This window comes from Romboutsia weinsteinii (assembly GCF_002250835.2).
Lineage (GTDB): Bacteria > Bacillota > Clostridia > Peptostreptococcales > Peptostreptococcaceae > Romboutsia_A > Romboutsia_A weinsteinii.
This window is the reverse complement of record NZ_NOJY02000067.1, coordinates 1-12272: the sequence shown is the minus strand read 5'-3', so window position 1 is coordinate 12272 and position 12272 is coordinate 1. Positions and strand designations below refer to the sequence as shown.

Below are 12272 nucleotides of genomic sequence, written 5' to 3'. Positions count from 1 at the left end.
GTTTATATCTATCCTCTTCAGATTCATCATCTTCTTCATTAGCTTCTATATTTATAGTTTCTTGTGTCATAACCTTTCTAAATGTATCTAATCCGATTGAAAGTAACTTGATAATTATTTTTATTAATATCATCATAAATAAAATAGGAGTCCAAAATTGATTTCCTGTACAATACAGTACTAAGCTTATTGAAAATAAACTTTCTATAAAAAAAGTAATCCATTTTTTTACCAAATACTTGTTATATGTAAATACCAACTCATCAATATCTATATTTTGCCAAAGTACATAGGCTCTTATTGATTTTATTACTAAACTTATAAATGTACCTATAACTGATACCGACAAAATTATCATTCCAATATGATATATACTACCTTCATTGTTATTTAACCTTATATATATACAATAAGCAAATAACATTAAATACCATCTGACCTTTTGAAATAATAATGGACTCGCAACTATATTTCTAATCTTTAAGTCTTGTCCATCAAAATAATTCATCTTATCATTTTTTGAATACAGATACCAATCCATCATTATTTTTCACCTCTTTCATCTTTATACTTATTCTTAAATTCTAAAATTACCTTAAACATATCTCCATCAATTTCTATATTAAGTTTTCCACCTTGAATATCTATTAAATTCGTCGCAATAGGTAAGCCAAAACAGTCTTTGCTATTTAATCTATCGAAAAATTCCTTGCCACTTATGTTTAGAGATTTTTTTGAAATATTATTTAGACTCACATATATAGTTTCTATGTCTTCTTTTACTTCTATATATACTCTTGTATTTTCTCTAGAATGTTTAACAATATTATCTAATAGTATTTCGAATACTCTCCATAATTTCTCTCCATCTGCATCCACAAATACTTTTTCACTAGGAATAATTATTTTCACTTTTAAATTTGGCTCAGTAAATTTATAATCATACTCGATTAGAGATTGCTTTATTAAGTAATTAATATCTATTTTTTCTATATTTAGGTCCATATCGTTTGTAACTACCTTTGATAGTTCAAATAACTCATTCATAGTATTTTTTAATATATATACTTCACCTTCTATATCATCTAAAATATTTGAACTATAATTATTACTTTTTAAAATTTCTACTTTGCTACTTATATTATCTATTGGATTCATTAAATTCTTAGAAACATCTGTTATAATCCTATCAGCCATAGCTTCACTTTGTTTTCCTTTTAAAACTGAATGATATATATACTCTTCGATCTTATAAATACGCTCCAATAGTTTTTTATACTTCTTACCTAATACCATATTTATATCCGATTCTTCATTAGTTTTATCTAAAATTTGAAACACTGTATAGTCCATGTTAACAAGTTCATGTATATGCTGAAGTAAAAATATTTTTTTAATACTATTTATAAAGTAAGATATACATAATCCTATCCATATAGTTAGCATAATTATTATCAAAGCATCAACTTTATTTTTCATAACTACAATCAATATAAATAAAACTACTGTAGTTGCTATGAGTACTATATTTTTAATTTTTCTTACCTTCCCAAAACTATCTTGCATTTTTTTCGAATTTATATCCAATTCCCCACACCACCTTTAAATATCTTGGTTCCCTAGGATTTATCTCTATTTTCTCTCTTATCCTTCTTATATGAACCATTACTGTATCTGTACTTATACACTGCTCTTTCCAAACTTTTTCGTAAATCTCCTCCGCAGAAAAAACCCTACCTGGACTTTTCATTAACACTTCTAAAATTTTGTATTCTAAAGGTGTTACCTTTTTTCGTTCTCCATCTACAACTAATTCTTTTGTTTCTGTATCTAGCTCTATAGATCCTATAGCTATTGTTTTCTTTTCTTCTTTACTCAAATTACCTAGATCCACATATCTCCTTAGCTGAGATTTAACTCTAGCTATAAGTTCTAACGGATAAAAAGGTTTAGTTATATAATCATCCGCTCCTATATTTAAACCTAAGATTTTGTCGCTATATCCAGATTTAGCAGTAAGCATTATTATAGGTATATTCTTATCTTCTCTTATTATCCTTGTAGCTTCTATTCCATCTAATTTAGGCATCATTACATCCATTAAAATCAGATGAATTTTTTCTTTTTCTATAGTTTCTAGAGCTTCTTCTCCATTATAAGCTTTAATTACTCTTATTCCCTCATTTTTTAAATACCTCTCAATTGCATCAGGTATATCTTTTTCATCATCTACAACTAAAACATTGTACTTTATCATATTTCCTCCTATATAACTTAACTTCTGAATTTATATTATCATATAAAACTTACATATTTGCGATTGTAATTCTTAAATTTTTCTAAAGAATTACTATTATAAATATGTAAGTTATAATTTCCTTATATAAAAAAAGATGCTACTTAATAGTAACATCTTTTAATAAATCTACACTTATATTTTATAACGTTATACACATTCCATCATAAGCAAATTGTATATTATCATATTGTTTTTCAAGTTTTAAATAGTCATCATAAGATTTTCCCCAGTCCTCTTCTAAATGCGTCATTATAACTTTACTTATATTATATTTCTTCCTTATAGATACTATTTCTTCCATTACAAACAACTCTTGTTTTAATAGATTATTCTCCTCTAGCTTGAAGCCATCCTTAAGTGTATCTCCAATAATTGTGTTTCCAATAATTAAATAATCTGCATTATAAAATTTTTCATTGTTAGGAAACGGCTTAACATCACAAGGTGCGTATATCAACTTCTTATTTTCACTCTCAAATATAAATATCGTAGCCAAAGATACTTTTATAAAACTTATTTTCATGCCTTTTAATTCTATAAACTTATCTACAGATTTCATTACTATCAAATTTCTTACATTTTCATAATAATCCATATATGGACCGTACTTAGATTTAATTTGATTCAAATCATCAATAACATGTTGCATTGCTAATACTCTTATAGGGTCTTTACACTCTATCCCTTTTGATACTTCTAACCAATTTAATCTTAGCTGTTCAAATACTCTCATTCCTAAAGTATGATCAGGGTCCATATGACTGTATAGTACAGTATCAACTTTTTCTATGTTTGCATAATTTAAAGAATGAGCTATATCTTCTGGTGTATCTACTATTAAATTTAGATCTTTAAAATATAAACTACATCCAAATCTAGAGTAGGGAACCCCCTTTTTTCTTGCTTCCGTGCAGACCCTACACCTGCATAATGGTTTTGGAAGTGATACACATCCACCACTACCAAGTATTTGAAATTCCATTAACTTATCCCCCTTATCTATAAGAAACTTTCATATATTACTTAAAATTATATATCACAATTAGTATATTTTATATAAATAACGAATAATTTACGTACATTTAAAATATTATTTATTAAGGATAAATAAGCCTTATATTTTTAATTAAACCAAGGGGGAAAATTATGATAAACGTATTACACAGAGATTCGAGTAAAAAAACTAAATTTGTAAGGGATAAGGGATTTATACCTGCGGTTATATACGGAAGACAATTGGAAAAAAGTATCCCTATTGAAATTTATAAAACTGATTTTAAAAGATTTCTAGAAAACAACCCTTCTAATCGTTTTGTTGATTTAAGTTTAGATGGTGATGTAAAAAAATGCTTAATTACAGATGTACAAATTGATGGTGTTAGAGACTGCATTTTACATATAGACTTCCGATTAGTAGAGTAAAATATGAATAATAAATATCTTTATAATTTATAAATATTATTTAATTAAAAATCCATATACCTTTCTAGGTATATGGATTTTATTAGTTTATAGACTTAATTTAAATAATATATTTGATATTACTATTTGGAAATACCTTCTCTATTTCAGTTTTAAATAATTCCTTCATTTCTGACAGTTCTTCCTTAGTATAAACATATTTTCCATAACCAAATTGACCATACTTGAATTTTCTATTTTCATCTGACATAGGTAACGTGGTTTCTGGAAAAATTTCTAGTATTCTATTCTTTGCCTTGGTAGTATATCTATGAGATATGACTTCGAATATTATTTCCTCACTAAAATCTTTTGGGAGCTTATATTTTATGGTTTGAATAAGTTTTTTATATTCTTCTTGCCATCCATCATATATAAAAACCGGAGCTATTATAAAACCAACTTGATATCCTGCCTTGGCTACCTTTGCTGCAGCTTCAATTCTTTTTTCTGATGATGCAGTATGATGTTCATAGGTATCTATTACCCTAGGTGTATTTATGCTAAATCTTATCTCTGTATGATTATTATGATTTATATCCAATAATTCATCAACATCATTATATTTAGTTACAAATCTAAATCTCCCCTTCTCTTCATTTGCAAAAAACTCTATTGTTCTTCTTAGTGAATGTGTATAAGGTTCTACCGGTATTGGATCTGATGTTGCTGCACCTTCAAATATCGTAGTATCTGGAAGCCTCTCTTCTAAATATTTTTTTGCTTGTCCAAGAATATCCTCTATATTCACATACACTCTTACAAAAGGCTTATCTCCTAGTTGGGTATTTAAGTAACAATATTCACATCTTCCCATGCATCCGCTAACCAAAGGTAATTGGTAGTGAGCTGATGGCTTACAACTTTGGAATTTTAGGCTTTTTTTGATTCCTACTACTAATGTTTGCTTTCCTTCTCTATATTGGTCGTGTAAATTTTCTCCTGGTATATGGCCTTTTACTTGATTTGATGAGATAGTTATTATTTCAATATCTTTATGTTCCTTTGCATAATTATATATATCCTTTCCCATCGGTGTATCTAATGTTCCCTTTTCAAAAATAATTCTCTTTGGCTTAAACATATCTTCACACCCTTTTATGTCTATTAATATATATTAAGTACTATTTATATTAGTTTGGCTCCTATACAATGACTTTATGTAATGTGAATACATTTAATTATTTGATTTAAATTCGGAAACTTTTACTCTTTTATAAAATATAAAAAGAAGGCTATATAGCCTTCTTTTTATATTTTATAATGAGATAATCATACTCATTAATTTATTACTTCTTTTTATAAATGAATCCAACTCTTCTGAACTTAATTCTTTATTAGATAATAAAGCTAGATCTACAACTTGATTACATATCAAGTCAATATCTTCTTTCTTACTTTCATCATTTTTTAAAGAAACTATCTTTTTAACAATTGGATTATTTCTGTTTATTACAAGAGTTTTTTCTTCTTCAAAATTCATGCCAAGATCCATTCCTGCAAATTGAGATTTCATTTCTGACATTCTTCTAGATTGCTCTGAAACTAATATTATAGCTGGAGTATCTTCATTTCTTAAACTTTCTACAGAATAATCTTTGACCTTATCCCCTATTATACTTTGGAATAAATCTTTAATATCAGCAGTATCTTCTTGTTCTTCATTAGTATCCTTTAACACATCAGATATATCAGAATCTATTCTATTAAAGACCACACCTTGTTCTTTATACTCCATAAATGATATAAAGTGATTATCTATGCTAGAATTTAATATTACTGCATCTAAATCATATTCTTTGAATAACTTAATGTATTGAGATTGTTGTACTTCATCACTTACATAAAATACTTTATTTTCATGCTTCTCTTTACACTTTTCTAAATAATCTTTAAGTGTTATATATTCTTTATTTATATCTTTGAATAATATATAGTCTTTTATCTTATCATAAAATCCTTCATCTTTTAAACATCCATACTTGATGAATACTTGTATATCATCCCAGAACTTATTGTACTCTTCTCTTTCATTTTTAAATAAAAGTTTTAATTTATCTGCAACCTTTTTAATTATATGTTTAGATATCTTGCTTACATCTTTATCATTTTGTAAGAAACTTCTTGAAACATTTAAAGGTAAATCTGGACAGTCTATAACACCTTTTAATAATAATAAAAACTCTGGTATTACTTCTTTTATATTATCTGCAATAAAGACTTGGTTATTGTATAACTTAACCTTACCTTCAACTAATTCAAATTCATTTTTTAATTTAGGGAAATATAGTATTCCCTTTAAGTTAAATGGATAATCCACATTAAGATGTATCCAGAATAAAGGTTCATCAAAAGATTTAAATACTTTTCTATAGAAATCTTTGTACTCTTCATCCGTACATTCGCTCGGTGATTTTAACCATAATGGAGTAGTGTCGTTTAAAGGTGATTTTTCTACTTGTTCTTCTTCATTTTCAACCTTTTCATCCTTATTCTCTTTGCTTTCTAAGTATATTTCTACAGGTAAGAAAGAGCAATATTTATCTATAATTTCTCTCACTTCATATTCATTCAAAAATTCTTTACTATCATCTTCAAGGAATAAAGTTATTGTTGTACCTCTTTCATTTTTAGTATCTGATTTGCTTATTTCGTATTCAGTACCATTCTCTGAAGTCCATCTTACAGGTGTAGATCCACCTTGATATGAAAGAGTATCTATTTGTACTTTTTTAGATACCATAAAAGATGAATAGAACCCTAACCCAAAGTGACCTATTATATCATTTGACTCTTCCATCTTGTCTTTATATTTATTGAAGAAATCTTCAGCACCAGAGAAAGCGACCTGATTTATGTATTTTTCAACTTCCTCTTTACTCATACCTATACCATTATCTGCGAAACTTATACTTTCATTATCTTTATCTATAGTGACAATTATCTTATATTGTTCTTCTCCATTACTCTTAGCTTCCCCTAAAGTTACAAGCCTCTTATATTTATTAACTGCATCACATCCATTACTTATAAGTTCCCTTATAAATATATCTTTGTCTGAATATAACCATTTCTTTATTATTGGAAAAATATTTTCTGTATTTATTGATATGCTTCCTTTTTGTGTTGCCATTTGCACTCCTCCTAAATTATATATTTTTTTAATGTTAAACACAAAAATGCAGGATGGAATTTAATCCCTCCTGCATACTAAAAGGGTATTTTCCCTATTATTTACATTTGTTTAGTTTATTGATATATATTTTATGTCATTTAATCTTTTCACTTCATAGCTTTTCTTACAATTATTATAACATTTTTATTAGCACTGTCAACCGTCGAGTGCTACTTTTTAGATATTAAATATATTCTTTATAGGATTTTATTAGTTTCTCAAAGGATTTATAGCATCCATTTTTAGCTTGACTAATTTCTTAGCAATAAAAAAATAGCATACTGATATATATCAGCATGCTATCTTCCATTGATTACTCTTATTTAAAATATTTTACTCCTGATTCAAATATCTTTTGATCTTTCTCTCCTAATATATTCTTTAGAACATGTTCACCTTTTCTTTCAGAGTGACCCATCTTACCAAATATTCTTCCATCAATGCTTGTAATACCCTCTACTCCATAGAATGATCCATTAGGGTTAAAATCTATATCGTAAGTTGGATTATTATCGAAATCTACATATTGAGTAGCTATTTGACCATTTTCTATTAAACTTCTCATTACTTCTTCATTAGCAACAAATTTACCTTCACCATGAGATATTGCAATACTATGAGTATCTCCTACCTCTGTTCCAGCTAGCCAAGGTGATTTATTTGATGATATTCTAGTTCTAACCACTTTAGCTTGATGTCTACCTATATTGTTATAAGTAAGTGTAGGTGCATTTTCATCAGGCTTTCTTATCTCACCATATGGAGCTAATCCAAGTTTGATAAGAGCTTGGAATCCATTACATATACCTAGCATAAGTCCATCTTGCTTAGTTAAGAACTCATTTACAGCTTCTTCTACCTTAGGATTTCTAAATACAGTTGCTATAAATTTAGCAGAACCATCTGGCTCATCTCCTGCACTGAATCCTCCTGGTAACATTATTATTTGAGAAGATTTTATTTCACTTACTATTGTATCTATAGAATCTTCTATATCTTTATATGTTAAGTTTTTAAATACTTTTATACTTGAGTTAGCTCCAGCTTTTTCAAACACTCTAGCTGAATCATACTCACAGTTTGTACCTGGGAATGCTGGTATAAATACCTTTGGTTTAGCTATGCTTATAGATGATTTCTTTGCTTCACCTTGTGATATAAAGTTTATAGTTTCCATTTTATCTTTTACTTCTGTAGCTTTAGTTGGGAATATAGGTTCTAAAGTACCACAGTGGGCTTTATATAGCTCTTCTAATAAGACTTCTTCTTTTTCTACTAATATAGCTTCTTGATCTATTGTATTTCCAACTACTAAGTAGTTGTATCCATCTAATAAACTTAAATCGTCACTATCTAATTCAAGAACTATGTTTCCATAATTAGCTTCAAATAATTTATTTGTATTTACATAAGACGATGTAGCTTCTTCACTAAACTTAAATCCTATTTTGTTACCAAATGCCATCTTACTTATAGCTTCACCTAAGCCACCAAATCCTAGTGCATATGTTGATAATACGTGATTATTGTGTATAAGTTCTGTAACTTTATTTAGGTTTTTCTTAAGCATATCAAAATCAACAACATCATTTTCTAATCTATCTGTGCATAACATTACTACTATTGAGTTATTTTTCTTAAATTCTGGTGATATTACATATTTTGCATCCACAGTATCCACAGCAAACGATACTAAAGTTGGGGGTACATCTATATCCTTGAATGTTCCAGACATACTATCCTTACCACCTATAGCAGGTATTTCCAATCTATTTTGAGCATAATAAGCTCCTAAAAGTGCTGCAAATGGTTTACCCCACTTAGTTGGATTATCCCCAAGCTTTTCAAAATACTCTTGTAAAGTAAGTCTTACAGAGCTATAGTTACCCCCAATTGCCACAGCCTTACACACAGATTCAACTACTGCATATAAAGCTCCATGGAATGGACTCCACTTACCAATCTTAGGGTTATATCCGTAAGTCATTATTGTAGAAGTATTAGTTTCTCCACCAAGTACTGGTATCTTAGCTACCATACCTTGAGTAGGAGTTGCTTGATACTTACCTCCAAATGGTAAAAGTACAGTGTTGCCGCCTATTGTATTATCAAATTTTTCTACTAATCCTCTTTGAGAGCACATATTTAAATCTGACAATGCATCTATAAATCTTTCTTTAACAGTAACTTCTTCAGTTGTTGCTATTTCTGGTACAACAACAGTTTCATTATTAAAGAATGTCTTTTCCTCATTTACTTGAGATACATGAATTTTAGTAGTTTGCTTAACACCGTTAGTGTCTAAGAATTCTCTTTGAACATTTACGATAGCTTCACCATTCCAAAACATTTTTAAATACCCTGTATCAGTTACTGTAGCAACATGAGTAGCTTCAAGATTTTCTTGTCTTGCTAAATCTATAAATCTTTCTTTATTTTCTTTTCTTATAGCAACTGCCATACGCTCCTGAGATTCAGATATTGCAAGTTCTGTACCATCAAGACCATCATATTTCTTAGGAACTAAGTCTAAGTTTATATCTAAACTATCTGCTATTTCGCCTATAGCTACACATACTCCACCTGCTCCAAAGTCATTACATCTTCTTATCATTTGAGCTACTTCTTTATTTCTAAAGAATCTTTGTATTTTTCTTTCGTTAGGAGCATCTCCTTTTTGAACTTCAGCACTACATGTAAGTATAGACTCTTCGCTGTGTTCTTTAGATGAACCAGTTGCTCCTCCACATCCATCTCTTCCTGTCTTACCACCTAGAAGAACTATTATGTCTCCTGATTCTGGTCTTTCTCTTACAACATTTTCTTTAGGCGTAGCAGCTATTACTGCACCAATTTCCATCCTCTTAGCTACGAAGTCTTCATCATACACTTCTGCAACTTGACCAGTAGTTAACCCTATTTGGTTACCGTATGAGCTATAACCATGAGAAGCTTCTGTAGTTATTTTCTTTTGCATAAGTTTCCCTGGTAGTGTATCTTCTAAAGATGTTCTAGGGTCTGCACTTCCAGTTACACGCATAGCTTGATATACATAACTTCTACCTGATAATGGATCTCTTATTGCACCGCCTAAACAAGTAGCTGCTCCACCAAATGGTTCTATTTCAGTTGGATGGTTGTGTGTTTCGTTCTTAAACATTACTAGGTATGGCTCGACTTTACCATCTATTTCAACATCAACATTTATACTACATGCATTTATTTCTTCACTTACATCTAAATCTTCTAACTTTCCTTCTTTTCTTAACTCTTTCATAGCTATAGTTGCTATGTCCATTAAGCATATATCCTTTTGTCTATCTACATACACCTTGTTTCTTGAGTCAAGATACATTTGATACGCTTCTTTAACTACATCAGTGTATTTACCATCTTCTATTTCTACATCTTCTATCTCAGTCATAAAAGTAGTATGTCTACAGTGATCTGACCAATAAGTATCTAATACTTTTATTTCTGTTATAGTAGGATTTCTTCTTTCTGTATTTCTGAAGTATCCTTGGACGTGAGTTAAATCTCCTATAGTCATAGCAAGACCTTTTTCTTTTAAGAAGTTTTGTAGACCTTCTTCATCTAAATCTATAAATCCATCTAATATTTCTACTGATGTAGGTATTTCCGTTTCTAATTTTAAAGTCTCTGGTTTCTCTAAAGAGGCTTCTCTACTGTCAACTGGGTTTATGCAGTAATCTTTTATTCTTTGGAAATCTTCATCAGTTATGTTTCCACTTATTATATAAACTTTAGCTGTATTGATGATTGGTCTTATACCTTCGTTAACTATTTGAATACATTGAGCTGCCCAGTCACCTCTTTGATCATATTGTCCTGGTAAGTACTCTATAGCAAATATTCTTCCATTTGCTTCATCTATATTTTCATTGTATACTACATCTACATTTGGTTCAGAGAATACAGTTCTAGATGCATTTTCATAAACTTCATCAGATATTCCTTCTACATCGTATCTATTTAATACTCTTATATCTTCTATATTATCTATATGTAAACTTTCTTCTAAGTCTTTCTTTAAAGCCTTAGCTTCTATGTCAAATCCAGCTCTTTTTTCTACTAATATTCTTTTTACATTTGCCCCTAAACTTATAGCATTTAACATGTTATTTCCTCCGTTATTAGAAAAATTACATTCCTATATCAGTTCTATAGTGCATACCTTCAAAGTTTATTTTTTTGATATTTTCATATACTTTTTTAGCAGCTTCATTAACTGTATTACCCTTAGTTGTTATCCCTATCACTCTTCCACCATTTGTAACTAAATCTTCATCTATCATCTTAGTACCACTATGGAATACTACAATATCTTCATCTAAATTTTCAAGTCCAGTTATTACTTTACCTTTTTCGTAATCTTCTGGATAACCACCTGATGTAAGCATTACACAAACTGAATGATCATTTTTATAATTTATCTCGATATCTTTTAATTTATTTTCAACTATAGAAGTCATTATTTCATTTAAATTTGTATCTAATCTAAACAACACTGATTGAGTTTCTGGATCTCCAAATCTTACATTATACTCTAGTACCTTTGGTCCATCTTCAGTTATCATAAGACCTACAAATAATATTCCTTTGAAGTTTAACTTATCGCTTTTAAATCCTTCCAAAGTAGTAGCTAACACATGCTCTTTTATATGCTTATCTAGCTCCTCTGTGTAGATTTCACTTGGAGAAAAAGTTCCCATACCACCTGTATTTAAACCTTGTTCAAAGTTATTTACCTTTTTGTGATCTTTTGCACTTACCATAGGAATTATAGTATCATTATCTACAAATGCTAAGATCGAAGTTTCTATTCCTCTTAAAAACTCTTCTACAACTATCTTATTTCCAGCATCCCCAAACTTCTTGTCTGCCATCATTTCCTTTAAGGTAGCTATAGCATCTTCCCTATTTTCAGGTATTACAACTCCCTTACCTGCTGCTAACCCATCAGCTTTTATTACTACTGGATATCCAAAGCTATCTATTTCATCTATAGCTTCTTCTAGATTAGTATATTCTTTATACTTTGCAGTAGGTATATTGTGTCTTATCATAAACTCTTTAGAGAAAGCTTTACTTCCTTCTAATTGAGAGCATTCTTTATTAGGTCCAAATATTTTTAATCCTTCTTTTTCAAACTTATCTACTATTCCCATAACAAGAGGAACTTCTGGTCCTACTACTGTTAAATCTATATTATTTTCTTTTGCAAATTTAACTAATTTATCTATTTCACTGTCACCAATACTTACACACTCTGCAACCTTAGCAATACCTGGGTTACCTGGCGCACAGTATATTTTC

9 protein-coding genes are annotated in these 12272 nt (G+C 29.2%); 1 reads left to right on the top strand and 8 read right to left on the bottom strand.

What is annotated here, in order from left to right; all coding sequences use genetic code 11:
* The 4 genes from CHL78_RS17925 to CHL78_RS17910 form a co-directional block, all read right to left on the bottom strand.
* Window positions 1-544, bottom strand: a 544-nt coding sequence (locus tag CHL78_RS17925) for a hypothetical protein (protein WP_147295849.1), incomplete at its 3' end; no start/stop codon positions are given.
* Window positions 544-1587: a sensor histidine kinase gene (locus CHL78_RS17920; RefSeq protein ID WP_094367271.1), complete on the bottom strand. Its 1044-nt coding sequence runs from the start codon at window positions 1585-1587 to the stop codon at window positions 544-546. The genes CHL78_RS17925 and CHL78_RS17920, both read right to left, overlap by 1 nt.
* On the bottom strand, window positions 1556-2257 hold the full coding sequence (locus CHL78_RS17915) for a response regulator transcription factor (protein ID WP_094367272.1): 702 nt from the start codon (window positions 2255-2257) through the stop codon (window positions 1556-1558). The genes CHL78_RS17920 and CHL78_RS17915 overlap by 32 nt, the downstream gene beginning before the upstream one ends.
* Before the next feature lie 181 nt (window positions 2258-2438).
* Window positions 2439-3281 carry an MBL fold metallo-hydrolase gene (locus tag CHL78_RS17910; RefSeq protein WP_094367273.1) on the bottom strand — a complete coding sequence of 281 codons (843 nt, stop codon included), beginning with the start codon at window positions 3279-3281 and terminating at the stop codon, window positions 2439-2441.
* Between the two features lie 164 nt (window positions 3282-3445).
* Between CHL78_RS17910 and CHL78_RS17905 the strand changes: the two genes are divergently transcribed.
* Window positions 3446-3721, top strand: a complete 276-nt coding sequence (locus tag CHL78_RS17905) for a hypothetical protein (RefSeq protein WP_094367274.1) — start codon at window positions 3446-3448, stop codon at window positions 3719-3721.
* Window positions 3722-3821: 100 nt separating this feature from the next.
* Here CHL78_RS17905 and splB read toward each other — a convergent pair whose 3' ends face one another.
* From splB to purD, 4 genes are all read right to left on the bottom strand, one after another.
* Window positions 3822-4844, bottom strand: coding sequence for a spore photoproduct lyase (gene splB / locus CHL78_RS17900; RefSeq protein WP_094367275.1), 1023 nt, complete (start codon window positions 4842-4844; stop codon window positions 3822-3824).
* Between the two features lie 174 nt (window positions 4845-5018).
* Window positions 5019-6893 carry a molecular chaperone HtpG gene (gene htpG, locus CHL78_RS17895; RefSeq protein WP_094367276.1) on the bottom strand — a complete coding sequence of 625 codons (1875 nt, stop codon included), beginning with the start codon at window positions 6891-6893 and terminating at the stop codon, window positions 5019-5021.
* A 361-nt stretch (window positions 6894-7254) separates the two neighbouring features.
* Window positions 7255-11073, bottom strand: a complete 3819-nt coding sequence (locus CHL78_RS17890; protein ID WP_094367277.1) for a phosphoribosylformylglycinamidine synthase — start codon at window positions 11071-11073, stop codon at window positions 7255-7257.
* 25 nt (window positions 11074-11098) lie between these two features.
* Window positions 11099-12272: phosphoribosylamine--glycine ligase (gene purD / locus CHL78_RS17885; RefSeq protein WP_116041657.1), on the bottom strand; the 1174-nt coding region annotated here is incomplete at its 5' end.